Consider the following 21,414-nt stretch of genomic DNA (forward strand, 5'->3'; position numbering starts at 1 on the left):
CTCCGCCGCCGCGTCGAATGACGAGGTCTCCGCGCAGTCTGCGTGAGGCCGGGCACGGACGGGCCTGGGTACCGAAAGGTTCTGATTCACTACATGTCCGACAACACTCAGGTCGAGTTCGACGACGACATCACCGAAGCGGTGGCCGTCATCGACAACGGCTCCTTCGGCACGCGCACGATCCGGTTCGAGACCGGTCGGTTCGCGCAGCAGGCCGCCGGCTCGGTGGCCGCCTACCTCGACGACGAGACGATGCTGCTCTCGGCCACGTCGCACAGCAAGCACCCGAAGGAGCACTTCGACTTCTTCCCGCTGACCGTCGACGTCGAGGAGCGCATGTACGCCGCGGGCCGCATCCCCGGCTCGTTCTTCCGTCGCGAGGGTCGCCCGTCGACCGACGCGATCCTCACCTGCCGCCTGATCGACCGGCCGCTGCGCCCGTCGTTCGTCGACGGCCTCCGCAACGAGATTCAGGTCGTCGTGACCGTCATGTCGCTCGATCCCAAGGATCTGTACGACGTGGTCGCGATCAACGCCGCCTCGGCGTCGACCCAGATCGCCGGCCTGCCCTTCTCCGGTCCCGTCGGCGGCGTGCGCGTCGCCCTCATCGACGGCCAGTGGGTCGCCTTCCCGACCGTCGAGCAGCTCGAGCGCGCCGTCTTCGACATGGTCGTCGCGGGTCGCATCGTCTCGGGCTCCGGCAAGGACGCCGACGTCGCGATCATGATGGTCGAGGCCGAGGCCACCGAGAACGTTATCGAGCTCATCGCGGGCGGCGCCACCGCGCCCACCGAGGCCGTCGTGGCCGAGGGCCTCGAGGCCGCCAAGCCCTTCATCGCCGTGCTGTGCGAGGCGCAGAAGCAGCTGGCCGCTGGTGCGGCCAAGCCGACCGGCGAGTTCCCGCTGTTCCCCGCCTACCAGGACGACGTCTTCGCCGCCGTCGAGGCCGCGGGTGCCGCGAAGCTCAACGATGCGCTGTCGATCGCCGGCAAGCAGGAGCGCGATAACGCCACCGACGTCGTCAAGGCCGAGGTGCTTGAGGCCGTGGGCCCGCAGTTCGAGGGCCGCGAGGGCGAGATCGGCGCGGCCTTCCGCTCGCTGACCAAGAAGCTGGTGCGCCAGCGCATCCTCACCGACCACTTCCGCATCGACGGCCGTGGCATCACCGACATCCGCTCGCTCAGCGCCGAGATCGCCGTGATCCCGCGCGCCCACGGCAGTGCGCTGTTCGAGCGTGGCGAGACCCAGATCCTGGGCGTCACCACGCTGGACATGGTGAAGATGGCACAGCAGATCGACTCGCTCGGACCCGAGAAGTCCAAGCGCTACATGCACCACTACAACTTCCCGCCGTACTCGACCGGTGAGACCGGCCGTGTCGGCTCGCCGAAGCGCCGCGAGATCGGCCACGGCGCCCTCGCCGAGCGCGCCCTCGTGCCGGTACTGCCCTCGGTGGAGGAGTTCCCCTACGCCATCCGTCAGGTCTCGGAGGCGCTGAGTTCCAACGGCTCCACCTCGATGGGTTCGGTCTGCGCCTCGACGATGTCGCTGCTCAACGCCGGTGTGCCGCTCAAGGCGCCCGTCGCGGGCATCGCCATGGGACTGGTGTCCGATGAGGTCGACGGCCAGGCCCGCTACGTGGCCCTGACCGACATCCTCGGCGCCGAGGACGCCTTCGGCGATATGGACTTCAAGGTCGCCGGCACGTCCGACTTCGTCACCGCCCTGCAGCTCGACACCAAGCTGGACGGCATCCCGTCGCAGGTCCTGGCCGGCGCGCTCGGCCAGGCGAAGGATGCCCGGACCACGATCCTCGAGGTCATGGCCGAGGCGATCGACGCCCCCGACGAGATGAGCCCGTACGCCCCGCGGATCACCACCATCAAGGTGCCCGTGGACAAGATCGGCGAGGTCATCGGACCCAAGGGTAAGACGATCAACTCCATCACCGAGGAGACCGGCGCCAACATCTCGATCGAGGATGACGGCACGGTGTTCGTCGGTGCGGCCGACGGCCCGTCGGCCCAGGCGGCGATCGACCGGATCAACGCCATCGCCAACCCGCAGCTGCCGAAGGTGGGCGAGCGCTTCCTGGGCACCGTGGTCAAGACCACGGCGTTCGGCGCCTTCGTCTCGCTGGTCCCCGGCCGCGACGGTTTGGTGCACATCAGCAAGCTGGGTAACGGCAAGCGCGTGAACAAGGTCGAGGATGTGGTCAACGTCGGCAGCAAGCTGCAGGTGGAGATCGCCGATATCGACGAGCGCGGCAAGATCAGCCTGATCCCCGTGGTCGAGGACGATAAGGCGGCCGAGCCCGTTCCCGCCGCCGCGGCGACCGAGGAGTAGCACTTGAGCGGCCTGAAACGACAGGCTGCACGGACGGGGGCATCCGCACCGGGTGCCCCCGTTCGTCGTAGCGTTCTGCCCGGTGGCCTGCGAGTGGTCACGGAGACGGTGCCGGGTTCCCGGTCCGCCGCCGTGGGCCTGTGGGTCGCCGTCGGCTCCCGTGATGAGCATCCGGCCTCCGCCGGCGCGGCACACTTCCTCGAACACCTACTGTTCAAGGCGACGCCGCACCGCGATGCCGCCTCACTCGCCGCGGAGGTCGACGCGGTCGGCGGGGAGATCAACGCCTTCACTTCGAAGGAACACACCTGCTACTACGCCCACGTGCTCGATACCGATCTGGACCTGGCGGTCGACGTGGTCACCGACGTCGTACTCGGCGGCCTGTGCCGGCCCGCCGACGTCGAGGTGGAACGCGAGGTCGTGCTCGAAGAACTCGCCATGCGCGACGACGATCCCGAAGACCTGGTCAATGAGGCAGCGACGGCGGCCTTGTTCGGCGGCCACCCACTGGGCCGGCCGGTGCTGGGCACCGAGGAGTCCGTCTCGTCGATGACCGCGGCGCGGCTCCGCGGTTTCCACCGGCGCCGCTACACCCCGGAGCGGATGGTGCTCGCGGTGGCAGGCAATGTCTCCCATGCGCGTGTGGTGGCGTTGGCGCGCAAGGCCTTCGAGGGACGACTCGACGGCGCGGCGGAGTCGGCCCCGGTGCGTTCCGGGATCCGGCGGTTACCCTCTGCACCCTCGCTGACCGTGCTGGGCCGGGAGGGAGAGCAGTCGCACCTGGTGGCCGGTACTCGCGCCTACGGCCGGTTCCACCCGGACCGGTGGGCGCTGTCGGTGCTCAATACGGCGATCGGCGGCGGTCTGAGTTCGCGTCTGTTCCAAGAGATCCGGGAGCAGCGCGGGCTCGCGTACACCGTGTACTCCGCGGTCGACACCTTCGCCGACACAGGTGCCTTCTCGGTGTACGCCGGATGCTCACCGGAGCGTCTCGGCGAGGTGGCGGCGGTCGCTCGGGCGGTGCTCGAAGACGTCCGTGACAACGGGCTCACATCCGACGAGCTGGCGCGAGCGAAAGGGTCGCTGCGCGGCGGCCTCGTGCTGGGGCTCGAAGACGCGCAGTCCCGGATGCACCGGATCGGCCGGAGCGAGATCAACTACCAGAACCAGCGCACGGTCACTCGTACTCTTGCCCGGATCGACAGGGTGAGTGCGAACGACGTGAACCGTGTGGCGGCTGACCTGCTCTCGCGGCCTTTCGGTGGTGCGGTACTGGGTCCGCACCGCGGCAAACGGGGCCTGCCGGCCACAGTGCGGAACTGGCTCGACTGATCCAGTCGGGGCGAGGGCGTCCGCCCGCGACCGGGAGCGACGTGGCCGCCCCGCTGCGGCTACGCGCGGTACGCGGGCGGCAACGTCGTGCCCTCGGCTGCGAGCACACTGCGCAGACGGGTCGGGTAGTCGGTGATGATGCCGTCGACACCGAAGCCGATCTGTCTGCGCATCTCTGCCTCCTCGTTCACCGTCCACGGGATCACCTGCATCCCGGCGGCGTGGGCGGCGGCGACCAGCTTCGCGTCCGACAGTGCGTAATCGGGCGAGAGCACATCGAATCCGGCCGACTTCGCAGCGCGCACCACGTCACCGCCGGACTTCTCGAAGCTCACCGCACCGAGCCAGGCCGAGTTCCGCTTCCAGGTGGTGGCGTCGTAGAGCGCGACCAGGGGCACCGTCGGTGCCTGCGCCCGCACCAGCGGCAGCGATCGCCAGTCGAAGCTCTGCACGGAGATCCGGTCGAGTACGCCCGCGGTCCGTGCCGCGCCTAGGATCCGGTCCACGAACTCCTGCGGCTGCGCCGACTTCGCCCGGTCCTCGGCCTCGATCTTGGTCTCGATGTTGTACCGAATCGTGTTGCCCCGATACCCGGCCACCAGGTCGAACAGCTGTGGCAGTGTGGCGATCCGGTTGCCCTGAACCACCTTCGCATCGGGGAACTTCGGCAGTTTCTTATCGCACCGGAGAGTCTGCACCTGGGCGTAGCTCAGGTCGTGGATCACCTTGCCGACGTAGGGGAACTGCGGGTCGCCCGGGGTCACGGGCGCGGTATCGGTGCACTTGTCCGCCTGCACCGTCGGGTCGTGCCAGATCAGCGGCACCGTGTCTTTGGTGAGCACGATGTCGAGCTCGAGGGTGGTCACTCCCAGCTCCACGGAGCGGGCGAATCCGTAGAGGGACTCCTCGGTGTGTTCGCCCCGGCCCCCGCGATGTGACTGCAGGTCGAAAGAGGACGACGGTGCCGCGTGTACGGGTGCGGTGACGGCGGCGCCGCCCAGGACGACGATGGCGGTGGCCGCTGCGGCGGCGATCCGGCGAACGGTGCGGGGGCTGGTAGGCATGGCGGAACCGTAGCGGTGGCGGGTGAACCGGTGGTGAATGCCCGAACGCCCGCGAGGCCGGGACCTCGCGGGCGTTCGGCACACGGTCAGTCCTGCTTGTCGTTCGCGTGCGTGACCTTGTTCTCCACCGCATCCTTGATGCTCCACTTCGGAGCGAGGTCGCCGCCGAGGTGGTCGAAGACCTTCGGCTTCACGATCACCCAGCTGATGAGCAGCGCGATCACGAAGATCGGCAGACCGATCACCACGACGACGAAGTTGGTCTTGTCCCAGAAGGCATCGGCGCTCTTCCAGCCCGAGTAGGCCATGCCGACGATCACGAAGAACAGGAAGGCCAGGCCGACGTAGCTCATGAACGGCGCGAGCGGAGCGCGGAACGAGCTCGACGGCACCAGTCCGAGATCGGACAGCTTGCGGTAGCGGATGTGGCTGATGAAGATCATCGACCACACGCCGACCACGGCGATCGCGGATGCCTCGAGCGCGATATCGAACGCCTTACCCGGGACCAGGGCGTTGAGTACGGCACCGGCGACGTAGAACAGCGAGGTCACCAGGATGCCGGTGGCGGGCACGCCCGACTTGCTCATGTTCATGAACATCTTCGGGGCCTCGCGGCTGGCGGCGAGACTGCGCAGCATGCGGCCGGTGGTGTACAGCCCGGCGTTGAGCGAGCTCATCGCGGCCACGATCAGGACCGCATTGATCAAGTCGGCCATCCAGCCGATGCCGAGCCGCTCGAAGACGGTGACGAAGGGCGAGGAATAGTTGCCCTGGTTGTCGGTGACGCCGTACTGGCTGGTGGGCAGGATGCACACCAGCAGGAAGATCGAACCGCAGTAGAAGACGGCGATCCGCAGGATCACCGAGTTCACGGCCTTGGGCACCTCGCGCTGCGGGTTCTGCATCTCGCCCGCGGCGATGCCGACCATCTCGATGGCCGCGTACGCGAACACGACGCCCGACATCACGACGATGGGTGCGAGCCAGCCGAAGGTCTCGCTGTGCGGCCAGAAACCGCCGGGATTGCTCCACAGGTTCGAGATGCCTGCCTGGTGTTCGGGCTGTGCGGGCAGGCCGAGCGCGGGGTCGGCGTCCTTGCCCTTGATGGTGACCTGGCCGATCACCAGGACCAGCCCGACGACCAGGAACAGCACGATCGCGCCGACCTTGAGGATGGACGCCCAGAACTCGAACTCGCCGAAGGCGCGCGCGGAGAGCAGGTTGATCGCGAGCACGATGGCCAGCGCGATGATCACCGTGACCCAGTTCGGCGCGTCTATCCACTTCTTGGTGTACTTCGCGACCGCGGACAACTCCGCGACGCCGGTCAATGCCCAGAAGATCCAGTACAGCCATCCCGCGGCGAATGCCGCTCCCTCCCCGAAGAACTCCCGGGCGTACGAGACGAACGCGCCCGAACTCTGCCGGTACAGCACCATCTCGCCGAGGGCACGCATCAGGAAGAAGGCGATCACGCCGACGAAGGCATAGCTGAACAGCAGGGCGGGACCGGTGCTGTTGAGGCGGGTGGCGGATCCCAGGAACAGGCCCGTGCCGATGGCGCCGCCGATGGCGATCATCTGCACGTGTCGCCGACCGAGGGTCTGCTTGTAGCCCTCCTGCTCGGCGGCGAACTTATCGACGGGTTTCGTCATGGATGGGTCTTTCTCCTCGACGTGAAGGCGCGTGGGTTCTGCGCTGGATGGGAATGTAGACCCCGCAACCGTTCCGCGGACGTGTTACCGCGAGATGACTTTCGTATCTCCATCGATGGCGGCGTGTAAACATAGGGCATGACCGACTTCTCCGACCTCGGGGAGCTGTTCGCCTTCCTCTCACAGCACGCGCCGTTCGACGGACTGCCGGACGAGGAACGTGCCCGCCTGGTGGCCGATTCGACGGTCAATGAGTACGCCCGGGGCGTGCTCATCCTCGATGGGATGTCGGCATCGCCGGAGCACGCGTACGTGGTGCTCTCCGGCCAGGTGGGGCTGTGGAACCTCCCCAACGTCGCTTCGGTGGACCGGGGCGATGTCGACGAGGTGGTCGGGCCCGGTGGTGTCTTCGGTTACGTGGTGATCCTGGTGGGGGCCAAGGGCGGCCCGCGCGCCGTGGCTCTCACGGACGTCACGCTGGCGCAGTTGCCCGCGTGGGCCGTCGCGGACATGTTCTCCACCCCGGCCGGTGCAGCCTTCCTCGCCACCGAACTGGCCAAGCCGGCGCCCGGCCGTTCGTCCGAGCAACTCAACGAGCGCAACGTGGGTGAGATCGTCCGGCGGGACCCGGTCACCTGCCCTCCCGATGTGAGCATCCGCGATGCCGCCACCGCGATGACCGACGCCAAATCCGGCTACGTCGTGGTGCAGAACGGCGCCGGTGAGCCCTTGGGCATCGTCACCGACCACGACCTGCGGGCGCGGGTGATCTCCCCAGCCCGGCCGGTCACCGATCCGGTCTCGGCGGTGATGACAGCGCCGTTGCATGCGGTCCCGGCCTCGACCCTCTCCAGCGACGTGCTGATCGACATGCTCGACCGCAAGCTGCACTACATGGCGGTGCTGGATCCGAAGGGCGTCGTCCAGGGGGTGGTGCAGGACGTCGATTTCCTCACCGTGCCCACCACGTCCACGTTCGCACTGCAGCGGCGGATCGAACGCGCACCGGCGGAGGAACTGCCGGACATCGGTCGAACGATCCGTGAGATCTTTCCGGTGCTCACCCGGCAGCACGCGCCGGTCCGGCACGTCTCCGGTGTTGCGGCAGTGGCGATCGAGGCGATGGTGCGCCGCTGTATCGAGCTCGAACTGACCGTGCACCCGGACCTCCGCGAAGGTGATTTCACCTGGCTCTCGCTCGGTAGCGTGTCGCGGCGGGAAGTAGTGCCGAGCTCCGATGTGGATAGCGCGATCATCCTCACCGATATGCCCGGCGCTACCGACGAGGAGATCGAACAGCGCCGCTCTGCGGCGCTGGCGCTCGCGACCGCTGTCCACGACCGGCTTGAGGAATGCGGCATCCCGTCCGACACCAACGGTGCGGTCGCCGCACAACCGCGGTTCTGCCGGACCGAGTCCGAATGGCTCTATGCGGCAGGCGAATGGATCGACGCGCCGCTCTCCAACAACGCCATGATGATGGCGTCGCTCCTGGTGGACGGCCGCCCGGTGTGGGGCGATCTGACCCTGCAGCCGGTGGCCGGTGTGTACCAGCACCTGTCGGAGCATCAGCACGCTTTCATGCTGATGCTCCGCGAGGCGCTCACGGCGAAGGCCAGGATTCGCTCCATGCGTGATGTGATCTCGCTGCGCGGCGGCACCTTCGACATCAAGGCCCATGCGCTGGTTCCCGTTGTCAATATCGCCCGGTGGGCGGCCTTGAGTCGGGGTTCGACCAAGCTGCAGACCCGCAACCGGCTTGCGGCCGGTGCGGATTCGCCCGTCTTGCCCGATGATTCGGCCGAAGTGCTCCGGGACTGCTTCTCGATCCTCGAACGCATCCGGATGGAGTATCAGGTGGAGCAGATGGCGAAGGGGCGCACGCCGGGAGACGTGCTGTCCATCCGTAGGATCCCCTCGCTCGATCGCGGCCTGTTGGAGCAGTGCGTCCGCGAGATCGCCGCCGTGCAGCGCCGGATGGGCAACCTCGCGCAGTACCTCGATACGGGGGAGTGGTGAGCCGAAGGCTCAGCCCAGCACCGACTCCGGCGACTTCGCCGCAATGCCGAGGGCATCGCCGACGCTGGCGTTGAGCAATTCGCCATCGTGGGTGGACAGGCCGGCCGCGAGCGCCGGATCGTCGGTGCACGCTCCGCGCCAGCCCTTGTCGGCGATCCGCAGCACGTACGGCAGCGTGGCGCCGGTGAGCGCGAAGGTGGACGTCCGCGGCACGGCTCCGGGCATGTTCGCCACGCAGTAGAAGACCGTCTCGCCGACAGTGAACGTGGGATCGTCATGGGTGGTGGGGCGCGAGTCGGCGAAGCAGCCGCCCTGGTCGATCGCGATGTCCACGAGCACGGCCCCCGGCCGCATCCGGTGCACCAGATCGGTGGAGACCAACTTCGGCGCGGCAGCGCCCGGGATCAGCACGGCGCCGATCACCAGATCGGACTCGACGACCGCCTCCTCCAGTGCGAGCGAGGTTGAGTAGCTGGTGTGCACCCGACCGCCGAACTGCGCGTTGACCGCCCGCATCTTGCGGACGTCGAGGTCGAAAACGGTGACGTCGGCGCCCATGCCCGCGGCGATCTGCGCGGCGTTGATGCCGGAGACCCCGCCGCCGAGCACGGTGACCTTCGCGGGTGCGGTTCCGGGGACACCGCCCATGAGCACGCCGCGGCCGCCCTTCGAGCGCATCAGGTGGTAGCTGCCCACCTGCGGGGCGAGTCGTCCTGCCACTTCCGACATCGGGGCCAGGAGCGGGAGCGAACCGTCGGCCAGTTGCACCGTCTCGTAGGCGATCGAGGTGGTCTTCGAGGCGAGCAGGGCATCGGTGCAGGGGCGCGACGCGGCCAGGTGCAGGTAGGTGAAGATCGTCTGATCGGCCCGCATCCGGGCGTATTCGGGTGCGATCGGCTCTTTCACCTTGAGCAGGAGGTCGGCCTCGCCCCACACGTCGTCGGCCGACGGCACGATACGGGCGCCCGCGGCGGCGAAGTCGTCGTTGCTGATCGCCGAGCCGGTGCCGGCACCGTCCTCGATGAGCACGTCATGGCCGTGCTTGGCGAGTTCGGCGACACCGCCCGGCGTGATCGCCACGCGGTACTCGTTGTTCTTGATCTCGGTGGGGATTCCGACCCGCATGGTGCGCTCCTGTTCACGGTCAGTGGCCTGTGTCACAAGTGTGAAGAAACATCGATCATCAAGCAATCTGCTCGAAGAAGATTCTGTAAAATTTCGATATGGGTGTCGAAGATTCTCAGAACTCCGCGTACCGCCCGCCGCTGCCGAATGATCGTCGCCCCCTGCTCGACGAGGTGGACCGACGCATTCTGCTGGTACTCCAGCGCGACGGGAGGGTCGCGAACGCGACATTGGCCGACGAGGTCGGGTTGGCGCCGTCCACGGTGCATACGCGAGTACGGCGCCTCGTGGATGCGGGGGTGATCCGCGGCTTCTACGCCGATGTCGATCCGGCGGCGGTCGGCCGCCCGCTCCGGGCCATGATCTCCGTGCGGCTGCGGTCGACGGCGAGGCATCGGATCCGACAGTTCGTGGAGTCGGTGATCGACCTGCCGCCGGTGATCGATGCCTACTTCCTCGCCGGCGGCGACGACTACGTGTTGCATGTCGCCGCGATCGACACCGACGATCTGCGACATCTGGTCGAACATCTCAGTGCGCGCGAGGAGATCGCGGGTACGAACACCTCTCTGGTGTTCGAGCACGTCCGCGGGTCCGCACCGCTCTGATCCCGGGCGATGGGACGGTAACGCACTGTTTACCTCGACGCCCGGCGCGGTGACTCTGCGCGGCGTACTTTCACACAAAACGAATTCAATTCATTTTGTGGGAGGTGTCGCCATGGCGGATGCCACGCAGGACGGACTGTCCGGCCATCTGACGACCCCGGAGTTCGCCACCGGGCCCGAGACGCGGGGAATCGAGCTGGTCCCGGACACGGAACGCGGGGGCAGCCCTCGCTCGCTGGTGTGCGTCTGGGCCACGCCGAGCGTCAGCTTCCTATCGATCTCGGTGGGTGCGACGTTGGTCGCCGGTCTCGGGCTCAGCCTGCTCCAGGTGCTCGTCACCGCGATCATCGCGTCGAGCGGATGGGTGCTGGTCGGCCTCATCGCCGTGAGCGGTCCGGTGTCCGGGACCTCCAGTTCGGTGATCACCCGCGCGGTATACGGAGTGCGGGGCAACAAGCTGGTCGTGGGCCTCTACGGCTGGCTGCTCGCCGCCGTCTACATCTCGCTGTCGTGGTCGGCCGCATCGCTCAACGGTATGGGGCTGCTCGGCCGGTTCGGGGCGCACGGATCGACCCTGTCCACCCTCGCGGTGATCGTGGTGATCGTCGCCGTGACCAGCGTGCTCGCGGTCTACGGGCACGGGCTGATCGTCGCCTCGTACCCCTACGTCATCGGCGGTGTCACGGTGGTACTGGCGGTGTCCGCCGCGTTCATGGATCCCTACGCGGACCTCTCCTACCGGCCGGCCGAACCCCTCTCCGGACTCGCCCTCGCCGGGGCGATGACGATCGGCGCCACGATCCTCGTGTCCACACCGCTGTCCTTCATCAACAGCCCCGATCTCGCTCGCTACCTGCCCGCGGATACGGCACCGTGGCGAACCGGTACCGCAACGGCGCTCGGTGGCGCGATCCCCGGCATCGCGACCACGATGGTGGGTGCTCTGCTTGCCACCGCTCCGCAATTCGACATGGTCGGCGATCCGATGGGTGCGTTCAGTGTGGGCCTGCCGACCTGGCTGTTCGCGGTCTTCACGCTCGCGGTGATCGCGAGCGCCGTCGCCCTGAATGCGATGACCATGTACAGCGCCGGCCTATCGCTGCAGGCGCTGGGGATCCCGATCCGCCGGATCCCGTCGACGGTGATCATCGCCGCGATCGGCGCCGCTCTCACCGGCGTGTCGATCGTGGCCCGCGACTTCACCACCGCCGTGTCGGCATTGTTGCAGCTCGTCGTCATCGCCGCCGGGCCGCTCATCGCCGTCTTCGCGACAGATGTCCTGCTGCGCCGCAACCGCTACAACGGGGCGGCGCTCCTGGACGATTCGCCCGGCAGCCCGTTCTGGTTCCGCCGGGGATTCCGCGGCGCCGGGGTGATCAGTCTGATCGCCGGCGGTGCGGCGTCGAGCCTGTGCGTCAACACCACGGTCGTGGTCGGGCCGGTCGCCGCGCTGACGGGCCTGGACCTGTCCGTCCCGGCCGGACTCCTCGTGGCTTCGGGCTGCTACGCCCTGCTGTACCGGGCTGACGGCACCGCCGGTGCCGCCGCCGTACCGATACCCCATCCCCGACGTCAGGACGAACGATGACGACCACCATTTTCCACAACGCGACGGTATTCACCTCGGAGCCGGACGGCGGCGTCGCCGATGCCTTCGCCGTCACCGACGGGGTGTTCGGCTCGGTAGGCGGTCTCGACCAGGTGCGTGCGTCCGTGGAAGGCGAGGCCGACGAGGTCGACCTCCAGGGGCGATTCGTGGCACCCGGGTTCATCGATTCCCATGTGCACATTCATGGATTGGGCACATCCCTGCGTGGGGTGCAACTACGAGACTGCTCCACGCTCGCCCAGATCCAGTCGCGGCTCGTGGACTGGCGCGCGGCCCACCCCGATGAACCGCGGGTGATCGGCAGTGGTTGGTTCTTCAGCGCGGTCGACGGCGGTGCACCGACCGCGGCGATGATCGACGAAGTTCTTCCTGATGTGCCGGTCTATTTGGAAGCCAACGATTTTCACTCCACATGGGTCAATGCGGCCGCGCTCGCCGAGGCCGGGGTCGGGCCCGACACCGCCGATCCGATCGGTGGTGCCATTGCTCGCGACGCCGAGGGAAACCCGACCGGGATGCTGTACGAGACCGCGGGGATGCTGTACGGCAGGGACTACGCGAGCGGCCTACAGAGCGCGGACGACCATAGGGACGCGGTCGAGGCCGCGTTCCGTGCCTATCTCCGGTCCGGTGTCACGGGTGCGACCGATATGGCGCTGTCCGACATCGAGATCGCCGCTCTGCGCGGTGTGCTCGCGCGCGATGGACGGCTCCCGTTCCCGCTCACCGGGCACGTCCTGCTCATCGCGCACGACGATCCGGCGCAGAACCTCGCCCAGGTCGACCGGGTGGTCGCCCTCCGGGATGAACTCGAGTCCACCGGTGAATCCGCATGGTTCTCGGTGGGCGGAGTGAAGATCATCATGGACGGCGTGATCGACGCGTGTACCGCGGCGATGCGGCGCCCGTACGCGGACGGGAGCAATGCCGAGCCGATCTGGAGCGCCGAACGGCTCACACCGGTCGCGCTGGCAGCCGATGCGGCGGGCCTGCAGATCGCCGTGCACGCGATCGGCGATCGAACCAGCGAGATCGCCGTCGACATCCTGGAGGAGTGCGCCCGCTCTGCAGCAGGTCCGTCAGGCGAACCGCGCCATCGACTCGAGCACCTCGAGACCGTCACCGACCGCACGATCGCGCGTATGGCGGCGCTGGGAATCATCGCGTCTTTGCAACCGGTGCACAGTGATCCGGCGATCATGGACAACTGGAAAGCAGTCCTGGGGGATGGTCGGAAGGAGCAGGGATTCCCGTGGCAGAAGTTCCGCGACGCCGACGTCCCCATCGCATTGGGCACCGATGCGCCGACCGCCCCGCACGAAGCGCTGGCCAACCTGTACATCGCGCTGACCGGAGGATCGGCTCTCGCGCCCACCCTGCCTCCGTACCACCCCGAGCGCGCCTTCACCCGCGGCGAGGCGCTGCGAGCGCTCACCGCGGGAGGCGCTTACGCGGGACGTATCGATACGGCGGCGGGGCGCATCCGCCGGGGGCTGCAAGCGAACTTCGTCGTGCTCGACATCGACCTGCTCGAAGCGGATCCTCGAGAACTCCTCGACGCGACAGTCCGCGCCACCTACGTTCTCGGCGAGGTCGCCTACTCGCGTACCGCCACCCCCGGGGGCGGCGCCTAGTCTGAACGGGTGAGCGAAAGCAGGGTCATCCGCGCCGCCGACCGCACGCACTGGCGAGGGGAGGGGCTCTATACCCGGCAGTCGATGCCGTTCACGGGGAACTTCGATCTGGGAGCGAACGCCCACGGACAGTTGTTGGTGCACAACGACGATCTGGTAGACCCCGGTTCGGGTGTCGACCGCCACTTCCACCGTGACGCCGAGATCGTGACCTGGGTGGTGACCGGAGAGATCCACCACGACGATTCCTCGGGGTCGACGGGGCTCGTCCGCGCCGGGCAGGTCCAGGCCATGAGCGCCGGCACCGGCGTCAACCACCGGGAGCAGAACCCCCGTGCCACGGGCACCGTCGCTCGGGTGATCCAGATGTGGCTGCCGCCCAACGAGCCCGGAGGCGAGCCCGAGTACCGCACCGCGGACGTCGCGCTCGGCGGGCGCGGGTTGGTCACCGTGGCCTCCGGTATCGCCGGGCACAGCCCGGCGGTGACCATCGGTAACGACGCGGCGGCGCTGTACGGGGCCCGGCTCGGCGCCGGCGAGGACGTGATCCTCCCTGCGGCCCCCTTCGGCCACCTGTTCGTGGTCACCGGGACGATCGAGACCGACGGTGAGCGGCTCACCGAGGGAGACGCGCTCCGATCCGTCGATGCGGGGGAGTCCCGGGTGCGCGCCGCCGAACCCGCGGAGATCCTGTTCTGGGAGATGCACGTCCAGGCTCGCTCCGCCATCCGCTGAACCCATTGCGCGGCGGGCCTGCGCGAGCGGTGATGCTGTAGCAAGATTCTCCGCGTGAGCGAGACCGATCCGACTGCCGAACACCGCCGCCTCGCGGAGAGTCCCGGACCCGACGGGGCCTGGCGCCTGTGGGGCCCGTACCTCTCCGGGCGCCAGTGGGGCACCGTCCGGGAGGACTACAGTGCCGATGGCGACGCCTGGGCCAGCTTCGGATTCGAACAGGCGCACCGTCGGGCCTATCGCTGGGGCGAGGACGGCCTCGGCGGGATCTGCGATCGGTACGGCTTCCTCAACCTTGCCGTCGGACTCTGGAACCACAACGATCCGATCCTCAAGGAGCGCCTGTTCGGTCTCACCAACGCTCAGGGCAATCACGGCGAGGACGTCAAGGAGTATTGGTGGCCCCTGGACGGAACGCCTACCCACAGCTGGATGCACTGGATGTACCGCTATCCGCAGGCCGAGTACCCCTACCAACGGCTCCGGGACGAGAACGCCGCCCGAGACCGCAGCCAACGCGAGTTCGAACTCGCCGACACCGGCATTCTCGCCGACAACCGTTTCTTCGACGTCCACGTCCGTTACGCCAAGGCCGCCCCTGACGACATCTGCGTCGAGATCGAGGCGGTCAACCATGGGCCGTCTCCCGCGCCACTCGATCTCCTGCCGCAGTTGTGGCTCCGTAATACCTGGGCCTGGGGGCACGACGACCGCCGCGGGGAGATCGCTCTGCTGCGCCAGCCCGAGCTCGCGACCGGAGGGCTCGCGGCCGTCCGCGTGACTCATCAGTGGCTCGGCGAATATTACCTCGCAGCGGAGGGGACACCGCAGGTTCTCTTCTGCGACAACGAGACCGATGGGGTGGAGCTGTTCGGTAACGCTACGAACGCCTCGCCGTACCCGAAGGACGCGATCAACAAGCGGATCGTCGGCGGTGATGAATCCGCGGTCAACCCTGAGGGGCGCGGTACCAAGGCGGCGCTCTGGTACCGGTTCGCGAGTGTATCGCCGGGCGCGAGCGTACGGGTGCGGCTGCGGCTGTCGCATCAGGCGCCGTCGCTCGATACCTTCGGGCCCGGATTCGACGCGGTGCTGCGTGACCGGCGTGGGGAGGCCGACGAGTTCTACGACACCGTGATCCACGCGGACGTGACCGGCGAGGACCGCACCGTTGCGCGCCGCGCCTACGCCGGGATGCTGTGGAACAAGCAGCTCTACCGGTACGACGTGGAGAGTTGGCTGCAGGGCGACTCGGTGGTCGACCCATCGCCGCCCGAACGATCAGACCCCGGCCGCCGGAACACCACCTGGAAACACTTCTCGCTGGCCGATGTGATCTCGATGCCCGACGAATGGGAGTACCCCTGGTTCGCCGCCTGGGACCTGGCATTCCACTGCATACCGTTGGCCCACATCGATCCCGAGTTCGCCAAGGAGCAACTGGTATTGATGTGCCGAGAATGGGCGATGCACCCCAACGGACAACTTCCCGCGTACGAATGGGAATTCGGCGATGTCAATCCGCCGGTGCACGCGTGGGCCGCCTGGCACGTCTATCGCATCGATGGCTGGCGTGATCAGGACTTCCTGGTGCGTGTGTTCACCAAACTGCTGCTGAACTTCTCCTGGTGGGTCAACAGCAAGGGATCCGACGACGCCGGCGTCTTCGAGGGCGGTTTCCTCGGTATGGACAACATCGGCTTCTTCAACCGGTCCGCTCCGTTGCCGCCCGGCTTCCGGCTGGAACAGTCCGATGCGACCAGCTGGATGGCCTTCTACTGCCAGCAGATGTTCAAGATCGCTCTGGAGCTCTCACGCCACGATCCGGCGTGGCAGGACTGTGCCACCAAGTTCCTGGAGCACTTCCTGCAGATCTCCCGCGCCACCTACAATTTCGGCTCCCACGGCCTGTCGCTCTGGGATGACGAAGACGGCTTCTTCTACGACGTATTGGTACGCCCGGACGGCACCGCGCAGCCGATGCGGGTGCGCTCGATGGTGGGCCTGCTGCCGATCCTCGGCGCTACCGACGTGCCCTCCTGGATCGAGCACAAGTGCCCCGATGTGACCTCGCGGTTGAACTGGCTGCGCCAGCGCCGACCGGAGTTGGTAGAACCTTTGCTCGACAGCATCGGCGAGGGCGGCGAGCGGAAAATGCTGCTGTCCCTGGTGAACCCCGACCGGCTGCGGCGAGTACTGGAGCGCATGTTCGATCCGGCCGAGTTCCTCGCGCCCTTCGGGATTCGTTCGCTGTCGAAGGCGGAGCAACAGGTGACGGAAGACGTGGAGGGCAATTCGGTTTCGATCGCCTATGAGCCGGGCGAATCGACCACCGGCATGTACGGAGGAAACTCGAACTGGCGCGGCCCCGTCTGGTTCCCGGTGAACGTGCTGCTCGCCGACAAGTTGCGGACCTACGGTCGCCACTTCGGCGACGCTTTCACCATCGCCGTTCCGACCGGATCGGACAATCTGTGCACGCTGGAGGAGGCCGCGGACATCATCGACGGGGGACTGGTCGGGCTGTTCCGGCCCGTCGCCCGGCCCGACGGTGGTGGTGCGCGCCGGCCCGCCGACGCGGCACGGATCGAGGGCAGTGACAACCCGCTCTGGGCCGAGCATCCGACGTTCTACGAGTACTTCGACGGCGATACCGGGGAAGGGCTCGGTGCGACTCATCAGACCGGATGGACCGGACTCGTCGCGCATTTGCACAACCCTCGTCTACCTATGGAGCCACCCGCATCGGATTCACCGGTGTATCGGCCGGGAACTGCCGAGTCCACCTAATTGAGAACACCGTACGCATTATTGCGAGGGGTTACGATTCGCTTTCACGCGGCATGCGGCCCATCGCATCCGCCCGGCGATCAGAGACGATTATGCGATCAACATCGGGGGTGGGTGTCGAGGGGCACGCGCGCCATAAGACAGCGGCCGAGAGCGACGGTGTCTTCGATGTGGTGGGAATCGGTTTCGGTCCGGCCAACCTCGCCTTTGCGATCGCGGTCGAGGAATCCGGCGCTCCGTTGGAGATGGTGTTCCTCGAACGACGCGCCCGTTTCCAATGGCATCCGGGAATGCTGCTCCCCGGTACCACGATGCAGATCAGCTTCCTCAAGGATCTCGCCACGCTGCGCAACCCGCACAGCACATTCTCCTTCGTCTCCTACCTGGCCGAGCGCGGCAGACTGGTGGACTTCGTCAACCGCGCCACGCTGACTCCCGAACGCGCCGAGTTCGCGGACTACCTCGCCTGGGCAGCGGCCCGGTTCGATGCAGTGGTCGACTACGGCCGCGAGGTGGTGGAGGTGCGCGAAGCCGACGGGGACGCGCCGGCCCGGTTCGCAGTGCGCCACCGCGGCCCCGACGGCGAGGAGCACACCGTCTGGGCGCGCGCGGTGGTCGTGGCCCGCGGTCTGGAGGCCGTCTTGCCGGACTGGGCGGTCGACAACGCCGGCGGCGGCCGCGTCTTCCACGCGATCGAGCTCCTCGATCGCGTGCCCGATCTTCGGCGCAGGCTGGGCGGGGCGCTCGACGCAGGCCGGTTCCTCGTCGTCGGCGGCGGCCAGTCGGCGGCGGAGGTCGCCGCGTACCTCCACGATCAGGGCGCGGCAGTCGATGTGGTGTTCCGTGGGTTCGGCCTCGCGGCGGTCGAGGAGAGCCCGTTCGTGAACCAGATCTTCGATCCGGCCGTAGTCGACGAGTTCCAGACCGCCCCGCCGCACGTGCGCGATGACCTGCTACGCAGGCATGCGAACACCAACTACGGCGCCGTCGAACAGGCGCTCACCGATGACCTCTTCGCCCGCTGGTACCGCGAACGGGTCAGCGGCGAACACCGCCTGCGGGTGCATCGCACCAGTGAGGTGATCGCCTGCGCCCCAGCCGACGACGGGCTCCTCGATGTCGGGATCCGCAGCACCATCACCGGCGACGAACGGACCGCGCCGTTCGATGCGATCATCTGTGCCACCGGATTTCGTCCCGCGGGCCTGCGTGGCCTCACCGGTGTGGCGCCCGACGGTGCCGAGGTGCGGGTCGCCCGTTCGCACCGCGCCGTGATCGACGGCCGCGAGATTCCCGGCCTCTATGTTCAGGGAGCCGACCTCAACGGACATGGCCTCGCCACCACCTTGCTCTCCAATGCCGCCGTCCGCGCCGGGGAGATCACAGCCGACCTCAGCCACGAACTCAACCACCCGGAGGGGCCATGAAGTGCAGCACCGATCGACCGCTGTTCCGCGCCACGGAGAACACCCCCTTCACGGCCTTCGTCGCCGACGATCCGAAGGACATCGAACTCGCGCAAGCGCTGCGCTATGACGCCTTCTCGACCGAGCTCGGCGCGCCGCTGCCCGGGGCGGTGATCAGTGAGCGGCTGGGCCGCCCGATCGATGTGGACCGGTTCGACGCGTACAGCTCCCATCTTCTGGTGCGTCACGAACCCACCCAGCGCATCGTCGGCTGCTACCGCGTGATCCTGCCCGCGCCGCGTGGGCAACGAGAGGTGTTCACCGAGACCATGTTCGACCTCAGCCCGAGTTTCGCGGCGATGTCCGACGAGGTCGCCGAATGGGGGCGTGCCACCATCGATGCCGATTTCCGTGGCGGTGCCGTCTCCATGCTGCTGCGGATCTCGTTGCTCGAGTTCTACGAGCGCTCCGGCTTCCAGTACGCGATGGGATGCATGTCGGTACGGATGGACGACGGCGTGCATCCGCGCGGCGCCCTGATCCGCGCCACCCAGGGATTCGTCGACGACACCGACAGCCGCACCGTCGGTGACCTCTACGCGGTGCCGCGCCGCCCCGTCGACGTGGCCGGAGTGCCGCTCGCGCAGTTGCCGCGGCCCGCGGGCACGGTCGAGGAGCTGGTGCCGCCCACCATCCCGACCGCCATCCGCTACGGCGGCCTGATCTGCGGCGATCCATCGTACGATCCTGACTTCGACATGGCCGACTTCCTCGTGTTGTTCGATGCCGAGCGGCTTCGCGCGCGCGGCTGCATGGACGACGTGCGCGCCCTGGTGGCCGTGCTGTGAATCTGATCGCCCCGCTCACCCGGGCGGTGATCGCGCGGCCCCGCGCGGTGCTCATCACCGCGGGCCTGGTGCTGATCGTGCTCGGCTGGCTCGGTGCCGGCGTGGGCGGCGCCCTCAAGAGCGGTGGCAGTGTGGATCCCGCCGCCGAGTCGGCCCGCGCGCAGCAGGTACTGGAGGACGAATTCGGCAGGGGCGGATCGTCGCTGGTACTCACTCTCACCGCCGCCGACGGTGCCGACCCCGCGGCCGAGGCCGACTACGCCGCGCGAATCACCGAGCGTCTGCGCGCCGACCGCAGCGTACAGCGAGTGATCTCGGCCTGGTCGGGCCCTGCCGCCGAGGCCCGGCTCACCTCGTCGGACGGCCGCACCCGACTGATCGTGGCGAGCATCGCCGGCGGGAGCGGCAAGGCTCCGGACAACGCGCAGACCATCGTCGACGCCCTGCCTCCGCCGCCCAGTGGGATCGCCCTCGCCACCGGCGGTGAGACCATCACCTACCGACAGATCAACGAACAGTCCGGAAGCGATCTGGTGCGGGCCGAGCTCGTGGCACTGCCCCTGGCCTTCCTCGTGTTGGTGTGGGCCTTCGGCGGCCTGGTCGCCGCCGCCGTGCCCGTAGCGCTCGGCGTCGCCGCGATCATCGCGACCTCCGGATTGCTGCGGCTGGTGGCCGAGGTCACCGATGTCTCGGTGTTCGCGCTCAACCTGATCACTGCGATGAGCCTGGCGCTGGCGATCGACTACACGTTGCTGGTGGTGAGCCGGTACCGCGAGGAAGTGTCCACCCGCGGCGATCGGAACCAGTCGATCGTCGTTGCGATGACCACGGCAGGTCGCACCGTGGTCTTCTCGGCCGTCACCGTCGGGCTGAGTCTTGCCGCGATGGTGTTGTTCCCCATGTATTTCCTGCGGTCCTTCGCCTACGCGGGGCTCGTGGTCGTGGGATTCACCGCACTGGCGACGCTGATCATCACGCCCGCCGTGCTCACCCTGCTCGGCGACCGGATCGACAAGGGGAAGGTGGGCCGAGGCCCGAAGCCGGCCGACGAATCGCGGTGGTACGACATCGTCCGCGCGGTGCAGCGCCGGGCGGTGCCGCTCGGAATCGCGGTGGTCGTGCTGCTGCTCGTACTCGGCGCCCCCTTCCTGTCCGCGAAGCTCGGATACCCCGACGACCGGGTATTGCCACGGGAGGCCTCGTCGCACCGGGTGGGTGACGAACTGCGCGGCTCGTTCACGCCGAACCCCACCGGCGACGTCCTGATCCTGCTGCCCGACGGCGCACCGTCGGGTACGGAGGCGTACGCGCAAGCACTGTCCCAGGTGGAGCGCACCGGACCGGTCACCGGGCCCGATGGGACGTGGCTCCGCGGGGAGCGCATCGCGGACGGCGACCCTACTGCCCGGGCCGGCGACCGGCTGTTAGTGACCGTGACCGCGGAACTCGACCCGATGTCCGAGGCCGGACGTGCCCAACTCGATTCCCTCCGGGCCGTGCCACCGCCTGGGCACACACTGTTCGCCGGTGCCGCGCAAGCGGATCGGGATGCCGTGGATTCGATTCTCGGCGCAGTTCCGCGGGTGCTGCTGGCGATCGCGATCACCACAGCAGTGCTGCTGTTCCTGCTCACCGGCAGCGTGCTGCTACCGCTCAAAGCGCTCGTGATGAACATTCTGTCGCTGTCCGCCACGTTCGGGGCGATGGTGTGGATCTTCCAGTGGGGCAACCTCGGCGGGCTCGGCACCACCGTGACCGGACACCTGATCGCGGATATGCCGGTGTTGATGTTCTGCATCGCCTTCGGCCTCTCGATGGATTACGAGGTGTTTCTGCTGTCCCGGATCAAGGAGGAGTGGGACGGTATGGACGCCCACGACCGTGCCGCCAACGACGAAGCCGTGGCGCGCGGAATCGCGAGCACTGCGCGGGTGGTGACCGCTGCCGCGTTGCTCATGGCCGTGGTCTTCGCGGCCATCGGTACCTCGCAGGTCTCGTTCATGAAGATGCTCGGCGTGGGACTCGCGCTCGCGGTGATCCTCGACGCCACGCTGGTGCGGATGGTGCTCGTGCCCGCGTTCATGAAGGTCGCCGGCACCGCGAACTGGTGGCCCGGTTCCCGGCTCTCCGGCCGCACCGCGCGGGTCCCGAGCCGGCCGCACCTCGATGACGAGCCGCCGCACCGTCATCCCGCTTCATCGAATTCCTCATGAAGGATCGCGGACGCTAGAATTCGA

14 protein-coding genes are annotated in these 21,414 nt (G+C 67.8%); 11 read left to right on the forward strand and 3 right to left on the reverse strand.

Going from position 1 to position 21,414, the window contains the following annotated elements; all coding sequences use genetic code 11:
• Window positions 1–93 precede the first annotated feature (93 nt).
• Both TPAU_RS08710 and TPAU_RS08715 read left to right on the forward strand, forming a co-directional pair.
• The gene (locus tag TPAU_RS08710; protein WP_013126384.1) at window positions 94–2,346 is read left to right on the forward strand and encodes a polyribonucleotide nucleotidyltransferase; all 2,253 of its coding nucleotides are present in this window, start codon (window positions 94–96) and stop codon (window positions 2,344–2,346) included.
• A gap of 3 nt (window positions 2,347–2,349) precedes the next feature.
• On the forward strand, window positions 2,350–3,681 hold the full coding sequence (locus TPAU_RS08715) for a M16 family metallopeptidase (protein WP_013126385.1): 1,332 nt from the start codon (window positions 2,350–2,352) through the stop codon (window positions 3,679–3,681).
• A gap of 59 nt (window positions 3,682–3,740) precedes the next feature.
• On the opposite strand, the gene TPAU_RS08720 is transcribed toward TPAU_RS08715, so the two are convergent.
• Both TPAU_RS08720 and TPAU_RS08725 read right to left on the reverse strand, forming a co-directional pair.
• Window positions 3,741–4,745 (reverse strand): glycerophosphodiester phosphodiesterase, encoded by a 1,005-nt coding sequence (locus TPAU_RS08720; protein WP_013126386.1) that lies wholly within the window; start codon window positions 4,743–4,745, stop codon window positions 3,741–3,743.
• Window positions 4,746–4,831: 86 nt separating this feature from the next.
• Window positions 4,832–6,403 carry an amino acid permease gene (locus TPAU_RS08725; RefSeq protein WP_013126387.1) on the reverse strand — a complete coding sequence of 524 codons (1,572 nt, stop codon included), beginning with the start codon at window positions 6,401–6,403 and terminating at the stop codon, window positions 4,832–4,834.
• A gap of 138 nt (window positions 6,404–6,541) precedes the next feature.
• Between TPAU_RS08725 and TPAU_RS08730 the strand changes: the two genes are divergently transcribed.
• Window positions 6,542–8,422 carry a putative nucleotidyltransferase substrate binding domain-containing protein gene (locus TPAU_RS08730; RefSeq protein WP_013126388.1) on the forward strand — a complete coding sequence of 627 codons (1,881 nt, stop codon included), beginning with the start codon at window positions 6,542–6,544 and terminating at the stop codon, window positions 8,420–8,422.
• Between the two features lie 9 nt (window positions 8,423–8,431).
• On the opposite strand, the gene ald is transcribed toward TPAU_RS08730, so the two are convergent.
• A complete protein-coding gene (gene ald / locus TPAU_RS08735) occupies window positions 8,432–9,547 on the reverse strand; it encodes an alanine dehydrogenase (protein WP_013126389.1) in 1,116 nt (371 codons plus the stop codon).
• 98 nt (window positions 9,548–9,645) lie between these two features.
• On the opposite strand from ald, the gene TPAU_RS08740 reads away from it, so the two are divergent.
• From TPAU_RS08740 to TPAU_RS08775, 8 genes are all read left to right on the forward strand, one after another.
• Entirely contained in the window at window positions 9,646–10,155 is a 510-nt protein-coding gene (locus TPAU_RS08740) for an Lrp/AsnC family transcriptional regulator (protein WP_013126390.1), read from the forward strand.
• 112 nt (window positions 10,156–10,267) lie between these two features.
• Window positions 10,268–11,743, forward strand: a complete 1,476-nt coding sequence (locus tag TPAU_RS08745; protein ID WP_013126391.1) for a purine-cytosine permease family protein — start codon at window positions 10,268–10,270, stop codon at window positions 11,741–11,743.
• A complete protein-coding gene (locus TPAU_RS08750) occupies window positions 11,740–13,398 on the forward strand; it encodes an amidohydrolase (RefSeq protein WP_013126392.1) in 1,659 nt (552 codons plus the stop codon). The genes TPAU_RS08745 and TPAU_RS08750 overlap by 4 nt, the downstream gene beginning before the upstream one ends.
• Window positions 13,399–13,407: 9 nt before the next feature.
• Window positions 13,408–14,133, forward strand: a complete 726-nt coding sequence (locus TPAU_RS08755; protein ID WP_013126393.1) for a pirin family protein — start codon at window positions 13,408–13,410, stop codon at window positions 14,131–14,133.
• A gap of 54 nt (window positions 14,134–14,187) precedes the next feature.
• On the forward strand, window positions 14,188–16,923 hold the full coding sequence (locus TPAU_RS08760) for an MGH1-like glycoside hydrolase domain-containing protein (RefSeq protein ID WP_013126394.1): 2,736 nt from the start codon (window positions 14,188–14,190) through the stop codon (window positions 16,921–16,923).
• A gap of 92 nt (window positions 16,924–17,015) precedes the next feature.
• Window positions 17,016–18,350 carry a lysine N(6)-hydroxylase/L-ornithine N(5)-oxygenase family protein gene (locus tag TPAU_RS08765; RefSeq protein ID WP_013126395.1) on the forward strand — a complete coding sequence of 445 codons (1,335 nt, stop codon included), beginning with the start codon at window positions 17,016–17,018 and terminating at the stop codon, window positions 18,348–18,350.
• Complete coding sequence (locus tag TPAU_RS08770) at window positions 18,347–19,177, forward strand: GNAT family N-acetyltransferase (RefSeq protein ID WP_013126396.1); 831 nt, start codon at window positions 18,347–18,349, stop codon at window positions 19,175–19,177. The genes TPAU_RS08765 and TPAU_RS08770 overlap by 4 nt, the downstream gene beginning before the upstream one ends.
• Window positions 19,174–21,390 carry an MMPL family transporter gene (locus tag TPAU_RS08775; RefSeq protein WP_013126397.1) on the forward strand — a complete coding sequence of 739 codons (2,217 nt, stop codon included), beginning with the start codon at window positions 19,174–19,176 and terminating at the stop codon, window positions 21,388–21,390. Before TPAU_RS08770 ends, TPAU_RS08775 begins: the two co-directional genes overlap by 4 nt.
• Window positions 21,391–21,414 lie beyond the last annotated feature (24 nt).

Origin of the sequence: Tsukamurella paurometabola DSM 20162, from assembly GCF_000092225.1 — a bacterium.
GTDB lineage: Bacteria > Actinomycetota > Actinomycetes > Mycobacteriales > Mycobacteriaceae > Tsukamurella > Tsukamurella paurometabola.

Excerpts from the sequence above, each read along its gene's own strand:
- TPAU_RS08710 (WP_013126384.1), top strand. The coding sequence starts at position 94 with ATGTCCGACAACACTCAGGTCGAGTTCGACGACGACATCACCGAAGCG.
- TPAU_RS08720 (WP_013126386.1), bottom strand. The coding sequence starts at position 4,745 with ATGCCTACCAGCCCCCGCACCGTTCGCCGGATCGCCGCCGCAGCGGCC.
- TPAU_RS08725 (WP_013126387.1), bottom strand. The coding sequence starts at position 6,403 with ATGACGAAACCCGTCGATAAGTTCGCCGCCGAGCAGGAGGGCTACAAG.
- TPAU_RS08730 (WP_013126388.1), top strand. The coding sequence starts at position 6,542 with ATGACCGACTTCTCCGACCTCGGGGAGCTGTTCGCCTTCCTCTCACAG.
- ald (WP_013126389.1), bottom strand. The coding sequence starts at position 9,547 with ATGCGGGTCGGAATCCCCACCGAGATCAAGAACAACGAGTACCGCGTG.
- TPAU_RS08740 (WP_013126390.1), top strand. The coding sequence starts at position 9,646 with ATGGGTGTCGAAGATTCTCAGAACTCCGCGTACCGCCCGCCGCTGCCG.
- TPAU_RS08745 (WP_013126391.1), top strand. The coding sequence starts at position 10,268 with ATGGCGGATGCCACGCAGGACGGACTGTCCGGCCATCTGACGACCCCG.
- TPAU_RS08750 (WP_013126392.1), top strand. The coding sequence starts at position 11,740 with ATGACGACCACCATTTTCCACAACGCGACGGTATTCACCTCGGAGCCG.
- TPAU_RS08765 (WP_013126395.1), top strand. The coding sequence starts at position 17,016 with ATGCGATCAACATCGGGGGTGGGTGTCGAGGGGCACGCGCGCCATAAG.
- TPAU_RS08770 (WP_013126396.1), top strand. The coding sequence starts at position 18,347 with ATGAAGTGCAGCACCGATCGACCGCTGTTCCGCGCCACGGAGAACACC.